The following is a 21,976-nucleotide window of genomic DNA, read 5'->3' on the forward strand; positions in this document are numbered from 1 at the left end:
TTTGCTTTGGCGAAGATTAAATATCTAACTTCAATTGCTCTGGTAATAACTTGAACGTCATTCGGTGGTATTTAGTAACACCATATTTTCTGATGGCGTCACGGTGTTCCTTAGTTGGATAGCCTTTATTTTGTTTCCAGTTGTACATGGGGAATTCCTCGTGAATCCGATTCATATACTCGTCGCGATATGTTTTAGCTAATACGGATGCTGCAGCAATACTCATGAATTTTGCGTCGCCTTTTACAATACTACTATTGGGTATAGAAGTCAAAATGCCGATTTCTGCTGCTGTAAAAATTTTTCCACTACAGTTTTTTATGCCTTTTTTTCGAATAAAAGGACTGTTTCCATCGACTATGATGTAATCGGGTTGCGGACTGAGTTTCAAAATGCATTCCTGCATTGCTTTAATCGATGCGTTCAGGATATTGATGCTGTCGATTTCTAAAGGCTCTAGATGAGTCACCGCGAAGGTTATGGCTTGCTGTTCGATTAAATGTCGTAAGGTTTCTCGTGCTTTTTCAGACAGTTGCTTACTGTCATTCAGGATTATATTCTCAAAATTAGAGGGGAGGATTACTGCGGCGGCGGTAACAGGTCCCGCAAGACAACCGCGACCGGCTTCATCGGTTCCAGATTCTAAAAGGATTTTTGAAAAACTAAGTTCGAGCATATAGCAAATTTAATAAAAAAAATATTCGATTGTGTGTATAATAAGGTGTGGTCAGAATTTCTCTCTTTATTAATTGGAAGAATGGCTTTTTTTGGTAGCGTAATAGTGTATAAAAAAGCATGATTTTAGGAAGCATTGGCATGTAAATAGGCAAATAGAGTACTGGGTGCTAAATTATTAATAGCTGTTTGAGTTAATTTAAAAATATAATTCTATTTTTACGGGGTTAATAGCTGGCCTTTAATTAAAACTAATTAATAAGAGTCTGATACCAGTTCAATAAAAACCTAAAAAACATATATTCTAAAACAACTTCATTACCAATAAATTATCTTCGAATCGATTATGATAAAAACTACTTTAACAATCTCTATAACTTTCTTACTGCTCGCCTCTTTATCAGGTTTTTCTCAAACAGAACTTCAAAAAAAAATAATTCAAAAGGAAGGTAATAAAGAAGTGCTCCTCACTATAATAGATCGATTAAACAAAGAACATAAGGAGAATTATAGTAAAACATTAGATTTAGCTAAAAAAAGAGGATGGAAAAAAAGATACACTGATAGTCTGGGTAACTTTTATGAGTTAAAAGAAGTTACGAATGATGGGTATCCATTATACTATACTTCCAGTAATATAGGTTCTGCTTTTACTTCTAGGGCTAATAAGTTAATGCCAAACGGAGGTTTGGGGTTAAACCTAACAGGTAAAGAATTGTATGTAGGGGTTTGGGATCAAGATAATGCGAAGATAAATCATAAAGATTTTGAAGGTAGGGCATTTGTATTTGATAATAATACCAATCCAGTATCATATCATTCTACTCATGTAACTGGAACAATTATAAGTTCAGGTGCGAATTCATCTCAGGGTAGTGGGAGAGGAATTGCTTATGAGAGTTATGCGTATATCAGCAATTGGACAAATGATATAGCGGAAATGGCTACTTTAGCAAACAATAACGGACTCTTACTTTCTAACCATTCTTACGGTTTGGCTTCTGCTGACGCCTCTTTTCCAGAATATATTTTTGGAGCGTATCGACCTGATTCAAGGAATTTAGATCAGGTTGCATTTAATGCACCTTACTATCAGCCGATAATTGCGGCCGGTAATGATAGAAATAAAGTACCCAATATTAATGGAACTAAACAAGGTTACGATTTAGTAACAGGTTTTTCGACCTCTAAAAATGCAATCGTAGTTGCGGCGGTGGCACAGTTAAGCGCAACGGGTTATACTGGACCTACGGATGTTGTAATGTCTAACTTTAGTAGTTGGGGGCCAACAGACGATAATAGAATTAAGCCAGATATCGCTATGAAGGGGATAGGGGTTTATTCTACATCAGACGCTGCAGATAATATAAGTTACGGTACTTTATCAGGTACTTCAATGGCAGCTCCCGGTGTAACAGGAACATTGCTATTGTTGCAACAGCATTTTATAAATAATAGTTCAGATAATTTTATGCGATCAGCAACCTTGCGGGGTTTAATTATTCATACTGCTGATGAAGCTGGTGAAGCTGATGGACCAGACCCTCGATTTGGATGGGGTTTATTAAATGCTGAAAAGGCGGCAGTTTTGATTACGAATGCTTTTCAAGGTGGTAAAAAAGCTACTATTCAAGAATTTGACTCAAGAGTATCGACACTTCCAGCATTAATAAATGGTGGTAGCTATAGTAAAACAGTAAAGGCCGTTGGGACACAACCTTTAATAGCTACTTTGTCATGGACCGATAGAGCGGGAGTGGCTAATACAGGAACTGTAGATTTGAAGGATCCAGTTTTGATTAATGATTTAGATATAAGAATAACTAAAGGGGCAGAGACTTATTTTCCATGGAGGCTTAATGATATAAAAAGTTCACCGGCAATCAGAGCAGATAACAATGTGGATAATATTGAAAAAATTGAAGTTAGGGATGCTGCAGAAGGTCTTTATACAATTACGGTTACTCACAAAGGGAATTTAACGGGAGGTTTTCAAGATTTTTCTTTGATTGTTTCAGGGATTGATCAAAATAATTTAGGGCTTAATGAAGTCGATGCCAAAACAATTAGAGTATGGCCAAACCCTACCGTCGGGAAAGTCAATGTTTCTTTACAATCAGATTCCTCAGAAGACGCTGAAATTTCAGTCTATACTCTTTTAGGTCAAAGAATAATCCATAAAAAACTTAGTGTAAGTAATGGTGAAGTTTATGGAGAAATAAACTTAGAAAAGTACAATTCAGGAATATTCTTTATGAAAATAATGCAAGGAATGAAAGAATCGACTTTAAAAATAGTTAAAGAATAATTTTCGTCTCATAATTTTGTTGTAATCGAATTTTTTGTGGGTTCTTGCTACTACTAAAGTAAAATGCCGTATTAAACTCTTCAACTTATTTATGCTGTAAATAAGTTGAAGAGTTTAATACGGTTCTTTTTTATAATAAAAACAATCTTTTATTTCAATCATATATTTATGCCTTGGCTTTAGTTTTAATACACATTAGTAAATTGCATTTAGAAAAGTATTCAAAATATTGTTTTTTATAAAATATAAAGGAGCAAAAAAAGAGATTGCTTTTTAATTATTAAATAATTTCATTTCCTCTCTATTCCTTATGAATAACTATTAGCTGTGATTCAAAATAGTAGTCATGAAATATGCTGAATGAAGAACTGTGTTTGCAGTAATAAACGCTGCAAGTTTCTCGTATATTACTTCATCGGTTCTTGATTTTCAAACAAGAGGGCGCTTCTTCAGTAATCAAGAGCATCCTACGTAGTTTCGAATCCGTATGAATTAATGTTTAATTTAGTTTGAGGAGGAAAGAATATATTTTGTAAAATGTTGAATGTTTATTTAAAAGATTTGCGAAGTCTGTTTTAAAGGTTCCTAACTTACTTAAATAGTAGATCATTTAGATGTAGCCAAACACAGTAAATGGCACTTGTGTTTTCTATGACCTCAAGGGTTGTTTGAACGCGAAACGAAATAAGTACCATCTGTGATTTTTATAAGTATTTCGCCCTCGAGCATTTGATCATTGTTACAAAATTATTCTTTGCCAACTGCATTTATAAGGCGTGCTAATTGCGTTTATTCTTTATTTTCTATTTGGCTTATCCTATTTTTAAAAATATGTTTTTTATACTTTTTTGGGGCGTAAAGGTCCAAAAAACAGCTCTTTTTATGAACGTCTGTATAGTACTATTATAAAAACGTTAAATTTTATGATTTGTTTTTGTTTTATGTAAGATATAATTAGCATATTTGTCATAACTAATTCAAAAATTTAAATATGAGATCAAAATTCAAATGGATTTATGCACTTTTGTTAGTGTTTACAATTCAGTTAGTATCCGCTCAAGAAAAAACAGTTACGGGTGTAGTTTCGGATGGTACAGGATCATTGCCAGGAGTCAATGTTATCGTTAAAGGCACAAAGAAAAGTGCGCAAACAAATATGGACGGTAGGTATTCCGTTCAAGCAGCAAAAGGGGATGTGTTAATGTTTTCTTTTGTAGGTATGACTGAAACCTCTGCTGTAGTAGGTGCTTCAAATACTATTAATGTTAAGATGCAAACCGGAGTAAGTCTGGGTGAGGTGGTTGTTCAGGGTTATGGTATAACCAAGACAAAAACCAAATCTAATGTATCTTCTGTTACAGTTAGTTCTGAAATTATTGAAGGTAGACCAAATGCTTCCTTTATTCAAACATTACAATCTCGCGTTTCGGGATTGAATATTGCATCAGGATCAGGACAGCCTGGAGCTAATAGTACAATCATACTTAGAGGTACTGGTTCTATTAATGGTAAAATTGAGCCATTATTTGTAATAGATGGAATTGCATTAGATTCGGATAACTTTAGAAGTTTGAACCCAGATGATATTGCATCGGTTTCTGTTCTCAAAGATGCAGGAGCTACTTCTATTTATGGAAATAGGGGTGCAAATGGTGTTATCATTGTAACCACTAAAAAAGGAAGTTTTAATTCTCCTTTACAGGTTAAATTTAGTTCTAATGTAGGTTTTACAACATTGCAAAAAACTAAATACGATTTGATGGATTCTCAGCAATTATTAACTATTGAAAGACTATACGGTAGAGGTAGAGGATTTTCAGGTGGAGTTAACGGAGCGCCAATGACTGATGCAGAAATTGCAGCGGTGTCAACCACAGACTGGACAAAATATTTTTTCAGAACAGGTATTAGTAAAAACAATGTTTTGAGTTTAAGTTCAGGAAGTAAAAACATGACCTCTTTTACTTCTATTGCTTATTTTGATCAACAAGGGATATTAGTGGATTCTGACTTAAAAAGATTCAATTTTAGAAGCAATTTAAGTGGAAGATCAAATGATGAGAAATTTTCTTATTCTACAAATACCTCGATTAACTTTTCAAGAAGAAATGAGCCTACTAGTATTGGTACTGGTGGGATAAATCAAAACTTCGTGTTAGGGGCAAATAACGGTGTTCCATATCTATCACCTAAGGATTATTCTACACCTGCTCAGCTTTTATTAGATTATAGAGCTGACGGAACATTATTAAGAACTCCTCTAATGTTGGTTGATAAATTAAAAACGTTTAAAAATGTACTAGACGAATTAAAGGGATTAGTAAATTTACAAGCGGGATATAACTTATCAAAAGATTTTACTGTAGGTACATCTGTAGGTTTAGACTATACACAAGAAACTAGTTATTTATGGCAAAATCCAATTTCTTTTAATTCACTATTGTTTGCAAATGCAGCTGTAGCTAATGATAAAGAAGATCATGCTTTTGATAGGAGAGCAATTTTCACTTCAAATTCAAGATTGGTATATGATCATGTTTTTAACGAAAAACATACTGTGAATGCTGCAGCATATATTGAATACATCAAATCGCATCGTGATGGTTTTAATTTTAGACAAAATGGTTTAAATGCTAAAACGACTTCTCCAGGAGCTGGTACAGGTTATATTTTAGACGGTCCAGCTAATGATAGAAATGTACCTAGGGTGCAAGCTTATAAATTTACCGCAGGTTTGTTTTCCTACTTTGCAACGGCTGATTATGATTATGATGGGAAGTATGGTTTTGGTGCTTCGGTTCGTAGAGATGCTTCTTCTAGATTTGCATCCTCTTTTAGGTGGGGTACATTTTATTCTTTGAGTGGTCGTTGGAATATTGATAAAGAGGCTTTCATGCAAGGTTCTATTTTTGATTTACTTAAGTTAAGAGGTTCTTATGGTACTTCAGGGAATCAAGATGTTTCTGATGGAACATTCCTAGCTCTAAACAATACAAGAGAACTTTATACTACAGGAGTAGGGTATAATGGGACACAATCGTTTATATTAAGCCAGTTAGCTGTGCCTGATTTACGATGGGAACAAACAGCTCAGGCAAATATTGGTATAGATTTCGCAGTTTTAAATAATAGATTGACTGGTACATTCGATATTTATAGAAAGAAAACGAAGGATTTGTTTATTCCAGTACCTCTTTCAGCAATTAATGCCACTAGTGTTGTTAATGCAAATTTTGGATCTCTTCAAAATGAGGGTATTGAGGCTACATTGGCGTACGATGTTGCAAAAAGTACTGATGGGTTTAATCTTTCTGTTAATTTTAATGGTTCGTATAATAAAAACACTATAATTGATATTGCTGGTGCAACTGGTAGAATCGATAATGGTACTACAGTTATAGAAGAGGGTAAAACAATTAACGAGTATTTCTTAACAAGATATCAAGGAGTTAATCCCGCTAACGGTAATTTATTGTTCTTAAACGCAAGTGGGGATTTAACTGAAAATGTAGATCCACTAGCAGATAGAGTTAGTACTGGTAAATCTAGAATTCCGGTATATCAAGGAGGTTTTGGTTTTGATTCTAGCTATAAAGGTTTCTTCTTAACATCAAATTTTTCTTTTACTGCCAAGATTCACAGAATTGATTACGATTTATCAGGATTAGTTAATCCAAGGGGTAATGTAGGTACCTTTAACGTGTCTACAGATTTATTGGATGCATGGACACCTGATAATAGAGATACTAACATTCCTTCTTTGAAAGCCACTAACTTTGCTTCAGATAATAATTCTGATAGATTTTTAGTTGATGCTTCTTATGTAAGATTACGTTTTGTATCTTTCGGATATGATGTTCCTAAAAAAATGCTTGAAAGAAGTCCTTTTAAAGGTTTCCGTGTATTCATGCAAGGGGAAAATTTAGTTACCTTCTCTAAATGGAGAGGATGGGATGCTGAGAGTACGCGTGTTGCTGATCAATATCAGTATCCAACGCCAAAAATAGTTTCTGCAGGTATACAATTAGAATTTTAATATAAAAAAGACATGAGAAAAATTAATTTTATTTTATTCGCATTAATCGTTTCATTGTGTTCTTCGTGTGAAGATGCTATTGATATTGTGCAGGCTGGTGAACTAAGTCCGCTAGTGACTTTTCAGACTGTTGACGATTTACAGTTAGGGCTTAATGGAGTGTATTCTTCCATCGTTGGAGAAGCCCCAATTGCTTTTAGTACCGTTTTTACTGATGAGGTAGCAATAGGTTTTGCTAATGGTGGTCAGGGACTAAATGGAGGAGAATATGTTTTTAACCTAAACACGGGTTCTGCCGATGCAGCAATCATATGGGGGACAAACTATTCCCTAATTAATAGAGCTAATAGAGTTATTGCTGGTGCAAATTTTATTACTCCTTCTGCGGCAGAGAAAGCTGCTTATGATAATGTTGTAGCGCAAGCGCACATTTTGAGAGCGTGGGGTCACTTTGTATTGCTAAGCCATTTTTCTACAGACTTAACTAATGATAGCGCTCTTGGTGTTATTAAGGTTGACTTTGTGCCGCAAACGACGCAGCAATTGCCTAGAAATACAAATGGTGAAGTTTTTAGTTTAATTGACGCTGATCTTGTTTTTGGTTCCTCTTTAACTACAAATGCTACTAATACGAACCGTACGTTCGTGTCTCGTGATTTTGTTAAAGCATTTAAAGCGAGAATGGCTGCATACAGAGGGAAATATGCTGTTGCAGGACCTTTGGCTGATGAGCTAATAGCTGCTTATCCTTTGACAAGTCGATCTGCTACTGTAGCTACACAAAACACCTCCGCTTTTTTGAATATTTGGACAGACGTCGCTATACCAGTTAACGATGAAGTTATTTTTAAATTAGAACGAGTTGCACTGAATACCTTAATTAATTCGATTTGGGCGTCAGTAAATAGTACTGTATCTGGATCTCCTTTTTATGAAATGGGTACAAATTTGTATAATTTGCTTGATAATACGAACGATATTAGAAGACGCGCTTTTGTAAGTCCAACTTCTGAGCCGGCTAATAACAAGTTAGTTATAGGGAAATATCCTGGTTCTGGTGGTATTGTACAATTAAACGATGTTAAGATTTTTCGTTCTGTGGAGATGTATTTTATAAAAGCGGAAGCACTTGCTGCTGTTGGTGATTTTGCAGGAGTTGCTACACAATTGCAAAAAGTGAACACGGCAAGATTTGTTGCAGGAACTGCACCTGTCATTGCTGTACCTGCTAATGAAAAAGCTGCTTTTGCTGAAATTTTAAAACAACGTAGAATTGAGCTTTGCTTTGAAGGACATAGATATTTAGATTTAAAGCGTCTTGGAGTAAAAGCTGGAGTTACTATTGATAGAAACACTGTTGATTGTAGTGCGTACGACGCCTGTAGTATTCCAAATACAGACTATAGATTTACAATGCCAATTCCTGGGGCTGAAATTGGAGCGAATGCTGCACTTAAAGGGCAACAAAACCCAGGTTATGCTACAAATTAATTTTTAAAAATATATTATGAAAAAACATTTATTAAAATTAACCGCTCTTGTTTTATTTTTCGGAATTATGACCAGCTGTGAAGAAGACAAGGTTATGTATAGCGGTAGTCAATCGCTTGCTGCATTTGTTGGGGCTTCTGGTTCCTTACCAGTAAAAGAAGAGGTAGAGTCTACTTTTAAAATTAAAGTTGATATCTCATCAAAGTCAACTGCTGCAAGAGTTATTGAAGTTAGTGTTGCTAAGGCCTCTACTGCTTTACCATCGCAATATCAAATTGATGCGGCAAGTTTAGTTATTCCTGCAGGGTCTTACTCAGGTGAAATAATTGTAAAAGGTAATTTCAATAATTTGAATGTTGGTCAAACTGTGTCCTTGATTTTAAGTTTGGATAAAATTGGTGACGCAACTGTTGAGCCTAGCAAAAAATTATTCACACTGTCGATATTTAAATTTTGTGTTTCAGAATTAGCAGGCACGTTTGCTTATTCAACAACTAATATCTCTTCTCCAGACGCTGGTGGAAGATCTGTGGCAGGTCCAGTAACTGGAAATGTAGTTTTTGCAGCTACTGCAGCAGCTGGAGTTTATACTATATCTGATGGGTCATTTGGTGGGTTCCGAGCATTGTACTTTACTGCATACGGAGATACTGCCGCTACTGGCTTAGGATTGACTGATGTTTGTAACAAAATTGCATATAGCGGCAAGGATAATTATGGTGAAGCATATACCTTTACAAATCTTGTTGTAAACGGGAATAAATTAACTTTTAATTGGGCTAGTGGTTTTGGTGAAAAAGGATTAACCACTCTTACCAGATCTGACGGTAAAAATTGGCCAAACTTAAAGTTATAACTTTAGTCATATAAATTTTTAAACCATCCCAATTTCGGGATGGTTTTTTTTTTACCTTTACCGACCTAATGTCTTATTATGAAGCAATTTTTTCTTTATCTTTTAATTTTATTATCATTCTCATTAACTGCTCAGGTTGATAATTTTTTAGATGAAAAAAAGCTCAAAAAAGAGGTAGATGGTAAATCCCAGCAAGTCGCGACAATGGATCAGTATCGATTTATTTCTATAGAGCGCGATACTACTTATCTAGATACATCGCTCACCATCCAAAGAGAATATACATTTAATTATTTACGAAAAGATAATTTTGGACTTCTTGCTTTTCCTAATGAGGGACAAACCTACAATACCTTACAATATGGTTTAGATAATTTTTCTCCTTATCCTGAATTTGGTTTTAAAGCGAAGCATTTCAATTTCTTAGAAGCAAATGATATTAAATACAGCTCTGTTGCGACTCCCGTTACCGAATTGTATTTTAAATCGGTAATGCAGAAAGGACAGTCTTTAGATGCTTTTTTTACGGTGAACACTTCGCCAAGGCTCAATTTTTCTATTGCGTACAAAGGCTTACGTTCCGAAGGGAGATACATTAACCAGTTGTCTAGCACAGGAAATTTTAGGTTTACCACAAGTTACAATACGCTGAACAAACGATATGTTGCCAATGCGCATTTTACCTATCAAGATATCTTAAATGAAGAAAATGGGGGGATTACAACAATTAGTGATTTTGAAGATGAGGACCCAAGGTATGATAACAGACAACGTCTTGAAGTTTATTTTAGTGATGCGGAGTCATTTTTAAAGGGTAAACGGGTATTTCTGGATCACTTTTTAAGGATAAACGCTAACAAAGGAGATAATAATTTATATGTGAGCCATCAAATCAATTACGAGAATAAATTTTTTGAATACAACCAGGAGACGCTTGCTTCGACAGTAAGATCACAGTCAGTTTTTAGGTTTGGGGATTCTTACGTAACTAGTGGTATTAATGACCAGACTCATTACAACAAAATGTATAATAAATTGGGTTTGATCTATGAAAACACCTTACTTGGGAAGTTTCAGTTTTTTGCCGATGATTTCAGAAGCAACTATTACTATAACCAAATATTAATTAGAGATGATAAAACTATTCCGGCTTCATTGACTAGAAATATAAACAGCGCGGGTGGTCAATATGAGTATCAAAAAAAGAATTGGAACGGTAAGTTTTTGTATTCGAGATCAGTGACGAATCAATCCTTATCGAATTTAGAGGCGAAATTAAACTATGTATTTTAATGATGATTACCAATTCTCTTTTGGATACCAAAACGTAAATAAGCTCCCCAATGATAATTATAACTTATATCAAAGTAGTTATGTAAATTACAATTGGTCTAATAATTTCAAGAATGAAAAAATAAATGCTATCACAGCTAATGCAGTTACTCCTTGGGTGGAAGCATCAGTGAAGTTGATGACATTAGATGATCATCTCTATTTTGAAAATAATGCCGTAGATGAAAGTCAGCAGATTGTAACTCCTAGTCAATATAGTAATACCATAAATTATGTTTCGGTCAAAGTAAGTAAAGAAATAAAATTTGGGAATTTTGCTTTGGATAATACTTTTTTATATCAAAAAACGGATCAGCGGGATGCGATTTTAAATGTTCCAGAAATTGTGACTAGGAATACCATTTATTATACCAATTATTTGTTCAAGAAGGCATTATTTTTACAAACAGGTGTTACCTTACATTATTTCACAAACTATTTTGCGAATGATTATAATCCAGTCATCGGGGAGTTTTTCATTCAGAATAAAAAAGAAATTGGAAATTATCCTAACTTTGATTTTTTTATTAATGCACGGATTCAGAGAACTAGAATTTACTTGAAAGCTGAGCACTTTAACTCTTCGCTTACGGGAAATAACTTCTATGCTGCCCCTAATAATCCTTACCGTGATTTCATGATTCGTTTTGGGCTAATCTGGAACTTTTTTAATTAATCCCTTCGTTTTTTGGACTGGTGGTAATGATTCTTATGCTTCGGGATGCCAGACTTTTGAATGTTTTTAGAAGCTACTAAAATAGAAAGGTAGAAATGAAACTCGCTGAGGTGCTTTTGAATAGTAATATGATCAAGTATTCGCGAACTCAATATAGGGAATGAGGATTATTTTGTAACAAAATACTATCTTTGCAAAAGTATTTCTAACAAATTACAATCTTAAAAAGTACAATTAAATGCAATACGCAGAAAATATATTAGGTACAATAGGCGATACACCATTAGTGAAACTGAATAAAGTCACTGAAGAAGTGGATGCATTAGTGCTTGCCAAAGTAGAAACTTTTAATCCCGGTAATTCTGTAAAAGACAGAATGGCGGTAAAAATGATTGCAGATGCCGAAGCGGATGGTAGATTAAAGCCAGGAGGTACTATTGTTGAAGGAACATCCGGGAATACAGGAATGGGATTGGCTTTAGTTGCCATCGTCAAGGGTTATAAATTGATTTGCGTCATGTCAGATAAGCAATCCAAAGAAAAAATGGATATCCTTCGTGCTGTTGGAGCAAAAGTTGTGGTTTGTCCGACAGATGTTGAGCCTACCGACCCGCGTTCTTATTACTCTGTTTCTGCCAGATTAGCCAAAGAAACACCAAATTCTTGGTACGTTAATCAATACGACAATCCATCGAATGCTATTGCACATTACGAGCAAACAGGACCTGAAATTTGGGCTCAAACGGAAGGCAAAATTACGCACTTTATAGCGGGTGTAGGTACTGGAGGGACAATTTCGGGTGTTGGAAAATACTTAAAAGAAAAGAATCCCAATATCAAGATATGGGGTATTGACACCTATGGTTCTGTATTTAAAAAATACCATGAAACTGGAATTTTTGACGAAAACGAGATTTATTCTTATATCACAGAAGGAATTGGAGAGGATATTTTACCATTAAATGTAGATTTTTCTTTGATTGATGGGTTTACCAAAGTAACAGATAAAGATGCCGCAGTATACACGCGAAGAATTGCGAAGGAAGAAGGTATATTTGTGGGGAACTCAGCAGGAGCTGCCATAAAAGGGCTGTTACAATTAAAGGAGCATTTCAAGCCAGAAGATGTCGTTGTTGTTTTATTTCACGATTCAGGAAGTCGTTATGTCGGGAAGATGTTTAATGATGACTGGATGCGCGAACGCGGTTTCCTAGAGGAGGAAGTTAAAAAAGCAGAAGATGTGATAAAAGATCATATCGATAAGCCTCTAATTGTTGCACGTACAGAAGAATTAGCTTCCCATGCTATCGAAAGAATGCGTAAATATAAAATATCACAAATACCCGTAATGGATATTTCAGGATTTGTAGGTTCACTGGATGAGACTGATTTGTTTCAAAGTTATGTACATGATAAAAACTCAGCTGAAAGGCCAATTAAGGAAATCATGGGAAATCCTTATCCTATTGTCCAGATGGGAACATCAATCGAAGAAGTTTCTAAATTGTTTAACAGAGATAACGCTGCGGTATTGATCGACTTAGGAGAAGGAAGATACCACATTATTACAAAATATGATATTATAGGTTCTATTAAATAGGTTTTACTTTTGATAATCACAACGTACAGACCACCGAATTGCCGAGTTAAATTCGGTAAATTCGTGGTTTTTTTTCAAATAATTAAGAGGTGCGCAAATCTGATATCATAATTTTAAAATAGCAACCTCTAACCTCTAACTTTAAAAATGACATTTACGGCAATAGATTTTGAAACGGCAACGGCATTCCATCCCTGTTCGGTAGGGATAGTGACAGTTGAAAATGGAGTGATAGTAGATGAGTTTGTTAGTTTGATTAAGCCGCCAAATAATCTATATTCGCCTTATACAATTCAAGTCCATGGAATTTATCCAAGAGATACGATGAATGCAAAATCATTTACACAAGTCTTTCCTGAAATCCAAAGACGACTGCAGGGTAGGGTCATAGTAGCGCACAATGAGAGTTTTGACAGGAACGTGTTGGCTAAATCAATGGCGCTGTATGGATTAAATTACGACGATTTGAACTTATCGCCTCGATGGGAATGTACCGTAAAAATTTACAAAGCAAAAGGATTGAAGCCAACGAAGCTTAGTGATTGTTGCAGAACAATGAAAATTCAACTGAATCATCATGAAGCATTATCAGATGCACGGGCTTGTGCTAAACTGTATTTGTTGAGATAGTTTTAGAGATTCAATTCACAGTGTAAGTTATCTGTTTTTTCATTACTTTAGTTTCTTAATTACAAGGCTTTATGATGAAAGAAGATTTTCTCCATTACCTCTGGAAATCGATTTTATTTTGTACTGTACTAGATATCAGTGTGTTTTTCAGTTATTTTAATTTTTTGTGATTTAAAATATATCAGATACAATCAAATAGTGTCATAATATATCACATAATTCATAACTAATTAGACATAGGACTAAACTTTTCTCAATTCACTTAGTATAAGTATTAATTAAAAACTTCTACTATGAGGATTAAACAATTGAAGGTCGAGTACTATTTACCCCCTTCCAAACTTGAACTAAAATACAGATCTACACCTGAAAGTGTATATGTAAAAATCCATTTGCCGCCATATATTGAAGATGGCAAAAAAAAATATAGACCATACCGATTTTCAATATGCAAGGTTATACCGCAATATTTTGGAAAAGTGGAGGAAAACTATAAGTATGACATTATCACTGTTCATAACAATAGATTAAACAATTCCCCTTTTAGAGACGCAAGTGGGAAAATCAATGATGCATTAGATGAGATTAGTAAACAATATGGTTATAATTTGCCCAATAACGATATTTTAATTAACGAAATTAATCGTTTAATTGGGCGAGGTCAACAAGAAGTGGAAGTTCCAAATGCGACTGAAGAGGTAAAGAGTATTTGTTTGATTACTGCAGTAAATGAGCGATATCATAAAATGGTTACTATAAGTAAACAAAATCGACTTGATTCTTGTTCAGAACACACGATTCATTCTTATAGGAGTATGGTGCTCAACATCCAAAAGTACCACGATGACAATGGTGCAGTTAACTTGTTGAAATTGACAAATGATCAATGGGATGCGATGTGGGAAGTGATTTTAACGTATAAAAAGGGTGTTGGTAATTATAAGTTTACGACTCTGCGGTTACAACAAAAGCAATTGCGGGCTATGTTAAAGAAAAGACCGAATGGCGACCTACCTCTTTTAAATTTAAATGATGATTTGTTTAATATGGATAAAGATCCAATTAATGAGCACACACAAATATTTTTTACAGAAAATGAATTGAAGGTTCTGATAAAAGCATCCTTTGATCATCCGGACATGGAATATGCAAGAAAATATTTAATCATTGCGTCGCTGACGGGCCAGCGTTATCAAAGTATGAAGAATATGTCTAATTGTAAAATTGTATGGAATGCTCAATATGGATTCTTTTATGCCCATTTTGAACATATTAAGACGGGTACACACTGTTATTGCCCATTGTTTGATGACGTTGTAAAATTGTGCCCTGATAATGTCTTTTTGAATTTTGACAAGACTAATCAAAATTCTCAATATTGGATTGACAAGGTAGTCGTTGAATTAGGTTTAAAAAAAGGTATAAATATATCTTCACATACATGTAAAAAAACGTTTGTATCGCTTCTTAAACCCTATAGAATTACAAATGAAACACTGTCTTTGGTAACACATCCAGACGTAGAGTATAGCGAAAGTTGTGTTGGGGATTATGATAAGTCTGATTTAATTTACAAGTCTGAAACCTTTTATGAGGCAACCAAAGGTATAGTTGATAAATATCCTGATACAGTATTTAGGTACGGAAAATAATAGGTGAGTAAAGTATCTTCACTATCAGGATATGAGGCTATCATAGCATGATAGTGAACTATTCTTGCTGTGATAGCTAAGTTAGCATGCCCACAATTGAGGAGCATAGTATCGCAGGTGCTGAGTATGTTTATCATAAAAAGGAATAAAACATTGATTAGTATTAAATTAACAGTTAGAAAGAGCTACGTATGACTAGAGCGGAAATTATCTCAGTATGTCAAGAATACAATATTACCAACTACTTAATCAACAAGGATGGGACCGTCGATGTTTTTGGCGATGTAAATTTAGGCTCATGCAATTTGAACAAGATACCTCTACTATTCAATCACATATATGGTGAATTTATAGTCAGTGATAATTTTTTAACTTCACTTTTTGGATGTCCCAATGAAGTTGGCGGTGATTTTTCTTGCAATATAAATCAGCTGACTTCTTTAGAGTATGCGCCACTAGTAGTCGGGGGAGGGTACAGATGCGAGGATAATTTACTAGTATCAATTGCTGGTTCCCCCGATCAAATAAAAAAAGAATTTTTTGTTACTCTAATCGATTGATCGACTTAGTGGGTGGTCCTGCCTTAGTAGAGGGGGATTTTTACTGTCACAGTAACCAGTTGTTAACATTAAAAGGCGCACCAGTCACCGTTAACGGCGACATGCACATAGGCAATAACCCCCTAATGAACCTTGTAGGTTGTCCTAAATTAGTGAAGAAAGATCTTTATATCTCTGACAATATATTGTCATTGTATAGCGGCGACACTGATCTTATTGTAAAAGAAGACGTTTATCTTATAAACGATTATCCAGCAAATAGGAATGTGCGGCTGCCCCAACAAATAATCGACAACCACGCTAAAATTAGAATTATCTTGAAGTATCAACAATACTTCGAGGTATGGAACGAAAATCAATCGCTAAATCAAGAAAATTTTGATATATTTATTGATGAGATTAATGATGGGTTACTTTAAAATAGTTGTCTTTAATTTGTATTTAACAGGTGATAAGTTAGAATTACATCTTATAATAAATTGAGCGTCACAAGCTACTCTATATGTCATCGTACGAAAAAAAACAATACCATGAAAGCCATCCGATGATTGATGATCATTATTGTCCTCATCATTATTAGACACTATGTAATCCTTGTCATAATTCCATTCACATTTAGATGATTTCGGCAACTTTGATTTCTTGGTATCTACATTACTTACTAACACTAAATCTTCTATTACAGTATTATGAAGCTGGTGCAAAGGCTATGCAAAATCGTATAAAGAATGATGATAACATTAATAAGGCTTGGGCATTCGCCAATGCACTCAAAGCTAATGGGATGAATGGTGTTGAAATCACTGCAATGTTAAATGAACATGGGTACAAGACTTCAAGAGGTTGTCAATATTATCATCAAACAACAATGCGATTACTTAAATAATTCTAATGATTCTAATAATTTAAGGCATCTAAGGCACGAGCGATAGCGAGTGCACAATACAATATTTCAAATAATACTAGGATATCTGAATTGATTAAATTGTATTTGCATCTTTATTATCTGTTAGTGCTTACTAACATCGATATGTACTTATATTTTTCCTACTTAGGGAACGTTTAGCGAGAATTATTATACATGATACAGTATCATGTAGTACTCTATGCTTTTTAATATATAGTAATATGGATAATAATACGAAAATTGCAGAAAAGGAAATTGTAGAAATCTGCCAAGAATATGATATAATGAATTACTACATCAATCCGGATGGGTCAATTGATGTAGATGGTGATGTTGATTTATCAGGTAAGCGATTACGACAATTACCGCTTAAATTTGGTAAAGTTAGTGGGGATTTTGATTTTGACGATAATTACATAAGTACATTAGAGGATTGTCCTAGTGTAGTGGGTGGGAATTTTTATTGTTCTGATAATGAATTAACTTCCTTAGAGGGTGGACCGAGTAAAGTGGGTGGACATTTTTATTGCGATTGTAATATTTTGGCTTCATTAGAGTTTTGTCCAATTGAAGTGGGTGGGGATTTTAATTGTTATTATAATGAAATAACTTCATTAGAGCATTGTCCTGGTGTAGTGAGTGGGGATTTTAAATGTTCCGCAAATGTTTTGACTTCATTAGAGTTTTGTCCGAGTAAAGTGGATGGGGATTTTGATTGCCGTAATAATGATATATCGATACGTGATTTAGTTGAATTACAATGTAATATAGGGGGTAAGATATATTCTGACCATACGCCAGAAGAAATAAGAATGGCAACTATTGATTATATCTTAAAGTAATTACACCGCTCACTGCGTTCGCGCCACCCTGAATCTTATTAATTATCATATGAAAATCACCGAAAAGGAAATTAAGAAGTTATGTAGACAATACGATATCACTAATTATACAATTAACCAAGACGGCTCTATCGATGTTGATGGTGATGTATATTTAGCAGATATGATACTAAAGCGAATACCGCTCAACTTCAATCGAGTCAGTGGTAATTTTATATGCAATCATAATCGGGGATTGGTGTCCCTAGATGGTTGTCCTAGTGAAGTGGGTGGGGATTTTATTTGCCATCGCAATCGGTTAACAACTTTAAAGGGCGCACCCACTAAGGTTGGTGGGTCCTTTAAATGTTATAATAATGTTTTGACTTCATTAGAATATTGTCCTAGTTCAGTGGGTGGTAATTTTGAATGTTATTATAATGAATTAACATCATTAGAGTTTTGCCCTAGCTCAATTGGTGGTAAACTTGAATGTTGGGGTAACCAATTATCTAAAGAATTCGATGTGTTATTCGACCAATTATCTAAAGAAGAAAAACGTATATTATTAAAGTATCATCACCAATTCGAAGTATGGTACCAAGGATATAATCATGATAATGCGGTAGAACTTATAGAAGAGATTAAAGATGGGTTATTGTAATTACTGGGAATAATTCTGAGTATCTTTAAGTACTCTAATGCACGAGCGATAGCGAGTGTTTAATCTTAATTAGTATGAACAGTCAAAGGATACGGCAACTATGTAGTCAATATGATATCACCAATTATTCCATTAACCAAGATGGCTCGATTGATGTAGATGGTGATGTTATCCTAAGCAAGATGAATATCATTATGATACCACTTAACTTCAATCGAGTGAGTGGTAATTTTATTTGTTCATATAATCAATTGACTTCCTTGAAAAATGCACCAAGGATAGTTGGCGAGTCTTTCGGGTGTCGAATCAATCTATTAACATCATTAGAGCATTGCCCTAAAATAATTGGTGGTAGTTTTAATTGTGGGAAAAATCGATTAACTTCATTGAAACATTGTCCAAGTGAAATACATGGTGATTATAACATAGAGTATAATAAGTTGACTTCATTGGAATATTCCCCAGCCACTATAGGTGGTAGTATAAGATGTGAATTTAATCTGTTAACTTCATTAGAGCACATGCCAACTTATAGTGTTGATGGTGATATTGATTATGGTTATAACCACCTACCAATTAACTTCCATGCTATCGTTGATGAACTATCTGATCTGGATATGAATGTATTTATAAAGTATCATCACCAATTCGAAGTGTGGTATCAAGGATATAATCACGATAATGCGGTAGAACTTATAGAAGAGATAAAAGATGGGTTATTGTAATCTGATTTCATATTATCATAAATGAACACTCGCTATCGCTCGTGACCTTAGATTTGATTAATTTTATTTGATTTGAATAATTGTAATATCTTTGAGTTATTGTAATCTGATTTGAGTAATTGTAATATCTTTGAGTAATTCTAAGCCAATCTAAGGCGAGCGATAGCGAGCGTCACATTAAGTAAGTATAATATTACTAAATAATAATAGAGGCTTATATAGTCTCTATTTAATTATAATTGTGTTAGTATACAAATACTGTTATCGCGTCTTAAACGAGCTTGTTTAAAGCCGTAATGCTAATTATCAGTCCTTTACTATAGTTGAATAAGATTGTCTCACCATAATCTGAATTGATATATACCATATCATCACCATTGTGACGAAAGAAACTACTAATCTGCAATATCCCATCTAAGACAGCTGCATCAATCTGATTTCTTATTTTAACATTATCCATTTTTAATATTATTTTATAGTATATATTAAAATTGGAATACCTCTATTCATCCCATTAATTTCAATCATTGTATTGAATAATTCCCCATCCTTTATTACACCGGGAATCCCTTTGTAATAGTTTATCTCTTCTGATTTAGCTTTTGATGACATATTTCCTTTCCTATTTTTACCAAAAAAACCTCTAATTGTAGAGGTTTGTGGGGTTATTTATTTTTGATTTTACATTTGAAATCCCTTTCATCAAATATTCTTTGCATTAATTCCAATGTTCTATCATAGTCTACTGGTCTTACTCTTATCGAATCATGAATCGAAAGGCATGGAATTCTTTTTGCACAGATCATAGCAAGTACAGTAGTTATCATAAGGGAACTTTCCGCATTTTGTAGCATAATTGAAAAGGCGGCGTACCCATTTTTTTGCTTAAATTCAGTAATTGATTGCATTAATATCGGGAAAATCTTGTTTAACACCTTTGGGTGATTTCTTTCTCTACCAAAGTTGGCTAGCATCATGTATTTCTTTGCCGCCAATCTTCCTTCGTCACCTTCTAGTCCTAATTCTTCCATTATTAATTCATATAAATATCCTTCTTGTGCTGCTTTGATAAAATTATCATCCATTGGGAAGTTACTGATGTTACTTAGGAAGGCAAACTGGCTATTAACCAAGTCAATTTCAACTGTTTTTACCCCTTTTAATGACACATATTCGAACAATTCGCTCGCTATACAGGTTAAATTGTGATCGAGTCGCTTATTTGTCTTGTTTCTAGAGCAGTACCATTCTTTATTTTGAATTTTTCTCACATTATATGTGTGTAATATTATCAAATCCGTTCTTTTTCTGTCTATGAATGATTTGACACTATCTATATAAAAATTGTCATTGAATTTAATCAGAGCTTTATTGTGTCGAACGGCTTCATTTAACCAATAATCTCTTGATGCAGGTATCTCTTTACCATCAATTAGAATAGTCACGGTAGGATCAGTGATTTCATCGCCAATTAAAATGTTTGACAATTTTTCTTCTACCATCTTTGGAATGAAATTATATACACCATGTGAGATTGTTATCATATCAAAATTTGGTTTCATTTTTTGATATAATATTTTTTTGTCAGTACTATCGAAATGTTCGAAATATGTAAATGAGATTGGTGAATTGTATATTAAGTCCGGGTGGAATTTATAATGCTTAGGTCTCGGTTTTGGTGTGATTTCTAGGCCATCACCACCTATCTTTTTATTAGTATCATTGTTGTTGAATATATATTTACCATCAGTAATTAAAATACCATTGTTGTTTAGTTCTTTCATGATTGATGACCGTATTTTCGGTGTTGGTATTATTTTTATTATGAATGATTTTCGTAGTGGTATCTCTTTGGTGAAATCTACCGCACTATTAAATGTGCTTGTGTAGATGTTAAAAACCTCATAACATAAGATTTTTGAGTAACTCTTTAAGGTGGCTATGTTTTTTGCAGAACCAAGGAATGGAATTTGTTCAATCTTTTGATTTAGGCTTGTCATTAACAGATGATTGTAATTGTACATTGCTTTTAGTGTTTTTTTTTTTTATTTGTTTTAGAATTATATAAGTCTTAATATCTAATGCTATTTGTGTTTTTTTAGAGAGGTACACTACCAGGGCTAATTACTTCCCTGGACCTCTGTTAGAGTTATATGATTGATTAGCTATAAAGTTTACAGTCAATTGAAATTTCTACACTTTATATATTATAGTTTCAGACTCGTTTTCTATTATCTATATTTATTACAGTTAGCAGTATGACTTATCTTAGAACGTTGCCCGTTTGGGTCGGGCACTTTGCTGCATATGGAAGTGATTAGTTGAAATGTAAATAACACTTTTAACACCAGTGTTTATAGGGGTTTATCTGTGTTTGGTTACCATATTAATGGAATGTAATTAGATATAACTATATCTAGATAATTGAATATGATATAAGGATAATTGAATAGAATACTGGATTGTGGATGTCACCGAAATCACCGATATTCGACACACGCAGCCCCAAGCGGAGTGGGTAGTGCATTTTGAATATTATTTAATTTTATCAAATATTTGAGTATGGGATAGTTAATCTTTTCATTATTGTCTTGCCGTTAACAAAGCGGTGTTTGCACCTACACGAGGCACTTATCACTATATATTATATTCGATGAGAAGAAAAAAGTTTATATTATCGAATGATAAATATTAATCAATACACTATATGAAAAGTGATTTATGACTAACGTATGATAGTATGGAAGGCACTTTTGATTTATATTTTGATGAAATTCGAGGGAAATTCATTGAATTGTACTATTATATGTACGATAAGTAGCTACTTGATAACATTTACCAAAAACGATGGCTTTAAAGTAGCACCGATACCTAACTTAAAACATGGCAGTCTTCGGGCATAGATTTGTTTTGTAATATCACCAAAACAGGGTATTGCTTATCCATTATATTATTGTGATATTGCACCTATAAATAGCGGGACGGGTAATCGTATAGAAAATATAAATAGATTTTATACATGTCTAAGCTTGAGACTTATAGA

The 21,976-nt window shown here is 33.9% G+C and carries 19 protein-coding genes; 15 read left to right on the forward strand and 4 right to left on the reverse strand.

From position 1 onward, the window contains the following. Window positions 1–16: 16 nt before the first annotated feature. Window positions 17–676: a ribonuclease HII gene (locus A3SG_RS0101615; RefSeq protein WP_016988265.1), complete on the reverse strand. Its 660-nt coding sequence runs from the start codon at window positions 674–676 to the stop codon at window positions 17–19. Window positions 677–1,021: 345 nt separating this feature from the next. Between A3SG_RS0101615 and A3SG_RS18805 the strand changes: the two genes are divergently transcribed. The 15 genes from A3SG_RS18805 to A3SG_RS20620 all read left to right on the forward strand — a co-directional run bounded on the left by A3SG_RS18805 (window position 1,022) and on the right by A3SG_RS20620 (window position 18,933). Further along, a complete protein-coding gene (locus A3SG_RS18805; protein ID WP_016988266.1) occupies window positions 1,022–2,983 on the forward strand; it encodes a S8 family serine peptidase in 1,962 nt (653 codons plus the stop codon). Window positions 2,984–3,974: 991 nt separating this feature from the next. Further along, window positions 3,975–7,019: a SusC/RagA family TonB-linked outer membrane protein gene (locus A3SG_RS0101625; protein ID WP_016988267.1), complete on the forward strand. Its 3,045-nt coding sequence runs from the start codon at window positions 3,975–3,977 to the stop codon at window positions 7,017–7,019. A 12-nt stretch (window positions 7,020–7,031) separates the two neighbouring features. Then, entirely contained in the window at window positions 7,032–8,510 is a 1,479-nt protein-coding gene (locus A3SG_RS0101630) for a RagB/SusD family nutrient uptake outer membrane protein (RefSeq protein WP_016988268.1), read from the forward strand. Between the two features lie 16 nt (window positions 8,511–8,526). Further along, the gene (locus tag A3SG_RS0101635) at window positions 8,527–9,366 is read left to right on the forward strand and encodes a hypothetical protein (RefSeq protein ID WP_016988269.1); all 840 of its coding nucleotides are present in this window, start codon (window positions 8,527–8,529) and stop codon (window positions 9,364–9,366) included. A 78-nt stretch (window positions 9,367–9,444) separates the two neighbouring features. Next, the gene (locus A3SG_RS22665; protein WP_255347650.1) at window positions 9,445–10,659 is read left to right on the forward strand and encodes a putative porin; all 1,215 of its coding nucleotides are present in this window, start codon (window positions 9,445–9,447) and stop codon (window positions 10,657–10,659) included. Further along, a complete protein-coding gene (locus tag A3SG_RS22670) occupies window positions 10,649–11,374 on the forward strand; it encodes a putative porin (RefSeq protein ID WP_255347652.1) in 726 nt (241 codons plus the stop codon). The genes A3SG_RS22665 and A3SG_RS22670 overlap by 11 nt, the downstream gene beginning before the upstream one ends. A gap of 238 nt (window positions 11,375–11,612) precedes the next feature. Continuing rightward, entirely contained in the window at window positions 11,613–12,974 is a 1,362-nt protein-coding gene (locus A3SG_RS0101645; protein ID WP_016988270.1) for a pyridoxal-phosphate dependent enzyme, read from the forward strand. A gap of 147 nt (window positions 12,975–13,121) precedes the next feature. Further along, window positions 13,122–13,604 carry a 3'-5' exonuclease gene (locus A3SG_RS0101650; protein WP_016988271.1) on the forward strand — a complete coding sequence of 161 codons (483 nt, stop codon included), beginning with the start codon at window positions 13,122–13,124 and terminating at the stop codon, window positions 13,602–13,604. Between the two features lie 293 nt (window positions 13,605–13,897). After that, window positions 13,898–15,256: a hypothetical protein gene (locus A3SG_RS0101655; RefSeq protein WP_016988272.1), complete on the forward strand. Its 1,359-nt coding sequence runs from the start codon at window positions 13,898–13,900 to the stop codon at window positions 15,254–15,256. Window positions 15,257–15,447: 191 nt separating this feature from the next. Further along, the gene (locus A3SG_RS0101660; RefSeq protein ID WP_029596551.1) at window positions 15,448–15,816 is read left to right on the forward strand and encodes a hypothetical protein; all 369 of its coding nucleotides are present in this window, start codon (window positions 15,448–15,450) and stop codon (window positions 15,814–15,816) included. Further along, window positions 15,813–16,235, forward strand: a complete 423-nt coding sequence (locus A3SG_RS0101665; protein ID WP_029596552.1) for a hypothetical protein — start codon at window positions 15,813–15,815, stop codon at window positions 16,233–16,235. Before A3SG_RS0101660 ends, A3SG_RS0101665 begins: the two co-directional genes overlap by 4 nt. A gap of 290 nt (window positions 16,236–16,525) precedes the next feature. Continuing rightward, entirely contained in the window at window positions 16,526–16,702 is a 177-nt protein-coding gene (locus A3SG_RS0101670) for a hypothetical protein (RefSeq protein WP_157485261.1), read from the forward strand. Between the two features lie 242 nt (window positions 16,703–16,944). Continuing rightward, on the forward strand, window positions 16,945–17,565 hold the full coding sequence (locus A3SG_RS18815; protein ID WP_050979813.1) for a hypothetical protein: 621 nt from the start codon (window positions 16,945–16,947) through the stop codon (window positions 17,563–17,565). A gap of 49 nt (window positions 17,566–17,614) precedes the next feature. Beyond that, complete coding sequence (locus tag A3SG_RS20615) at window positions 17,615–18,208, forward strand: hypothetical protein (protein WP_050979814.1); 594 nt, start codon at window positions 17,615–17,617, stop codon at window positions 18,206–18,208. A gap of 74 nt (window positions 18,209–18,282) precedes the next feature. Next, window positions 18,283–18,933, forward strand: a complete 651-nt coding sequence (locus A3SG_RS20620) for a hypothetical protein (RefSeq protein WP_029596553.1) — start codon at window positions 18,283–18,285, stop codon at window positions 18,931–18,933. A 271-nt stretch (window positions 18,934–19,204) separates the two neighbouring features. Here the strand turns inward: A3SG_RS20620 and A3SG_RS0101690 are convergent, their stop codons facing one another. From A3SG_RS0101690 to A3SG_RS0101700, 3 genes are read right to left on the reverse strand one after another with little or no spacing between them, the layout of a single operon-like run. Continuing rightward, window positions 19,205–19,393 carry a hypothetical protein gene (locus tag A3SG_RS0101690; RefSeq protein ID WP_016988274.1) on the reverse strand — a complete coding sequence of 63 codons (189 nt, stop codon included), beginning with the start codon at window positions 19,391–19,393 and terminating at the stop codon, window positions 19,205–19,207. An 8-nt stretch (window positions 19,394–19,401) separates the two neighbouring features. Beyond that, a complete protein-coding gene (locus A3SG_RS21485) occupies window positions 19,402–19,545 on the reverse strand; it encodes a hypothetical protein (protein WP_016988275.1) in 144 nt (47 codons plus the stop codon). Between the two features lie 53 nt (window positions 19,546–19,598). Next, on the reverse strand, window positions 19,599–20,933 hold the full coding sequence (locus A3SG_RS0101700) for a hypothetical protein (RefSeq protein WP_016988276.1): 1,335 nt from the start codon (window positions 20,931–20,933) through the stop codon (window positions 19,599–19,601). Window positions 20,934–21,976 lie beyond the last annotated feature (1,043 nt).

It is taken from the genome of Flavobacterium sp. ACAM 123 (genome assembly GCF_000264055.1).
Classification (GTDB): domain Bacteria; phylum Bacteroidota; class Bacteroidia; order Flavobacteriales; family Flavobacteriaceae; genus Flavobacterium.

Bases quoted from the DNA above. Each gene is read 5' to 3' on its own strand.
- A3SG_RS0101615 (WP_016988265.1), bottom strand. From the start codon at position 676: ATGCTCGAACTTAGTTTTTCAAAAATCCTTTTAGAATCTGGAACCGAT.
- A3SG_RS18805 (WP_016988266.1), top strand. From the start codon at position 1,022: ATGATAAAAACTACTTTAACAATCTCTATAACTTTCTTACTGCTCGCC.
- A3SG_RS0101625 (WP_016988267.1), top strand. From the start codon at position 3,975: ATGAGATCAAAATTCAAATGGATTTATGCACTTTTGTTAGTGTTTACA.
- A3SG_RS0101630 (WP_016988268.1), top strand. From the start codon at position 7,032: ATGAGAAAAATTAATTTTATTTTATTCGCATTAATCGTTTCATTGTGT.
- A3SG_RS0101635 (WP_016988269.1), top strand. From the start codon at position 8,527: ATGAAAAAACATTTATTAAAATTAACCGCTCTTGTTTTATTTTTCGGA.
- A3SG_RS22665 (WP_255347650.1), top strand. From the start codon at position 9,445: ATGAAGCAATTTTTTCTTTATCTTTTAATTTTATTATCATTCTCATTA.
- A3SG_RS22670 (WP_255347652.1), top strand. From the start codon at position 10,649: ATGTATTTTAATGATGATTACCAATTCTCTTTTGGATACCAAAACGTA.
- A3SG_RS0101645 (WP_016988270.1), top strand. From the start codon at position 11,613: ATGCAATACGCAGAAAATATATTAGGTACAATAGGCGATACACCATTA.
- A3SG_RS0101650 (WP_016988271.1), top strand. From the start codon at position 13,122: ATGACATTTACGGCAATAGATTTTGAAACGGCAACGGCATTCCATCCC.
- A3SG_RS0101655 (WP_016988272.1), top strand. From the start codon at position 13,898: ATGAGGATTAAACAATTGAAGGTCGAGTACTATTTACCCCCTTCCAAA.
- A3SG_RS0101660 (WP_029596551.1), top strand. From the start codon at position 15,448: ATGACTAGAGCGGAAATTATCTCAGTATGTCAAGAATACAATATTACC.
- A3SG_RS0101670 (WP_157485261.1), top strand. From the start codon at position 16,526: ATGCAAAATCGTATAAAGAATGATGATAACATTAATAAGGCTTGGGCA.
- A3SG_RS18815 (WP_050979813.1), top strand. From the start codon at position 16,945: ATGGATAATAATACGAAAATTGCAGAAAAGGAAATTGTAGAAATCTGC.
- A3SG_RS20615 (WP_050979814.1), top strand. From the start codon at position 17,615: ATGAAAATCACCGAAAAGGAAATTAAGAAGTTATGTAGACAATACGAT.
- A3SG_RS20620 (WP_029596553.1), top strand. From the start codon at position 18,283: ATGAACAGTCAAAGGATACGGCAACTATGTAGTCAATATGATATCACC.
- A3SG_RS0101690 (WP_016988274.1), bottom strand. From the start codon at position 19,393: ATGGATAATGTTAAAATAAGAAATCAGATTGATGCAGCTGTCTTAGAT.
- A3SG_RS21485 (WP_016988275.1), bottom strand. From the start codon at position 19,545: ATGTCATCAAAAGCTAAATCAGAAGAGATAAACTATTACAAAGGGATT.
- A3SG_RS0101700 (WP_016988276.1), bottom strand. From the start codon at position 20,933: ATGACAAGCCTAAATCAAAAGATTGAACAAATTCCATTCCTTGGTTCT.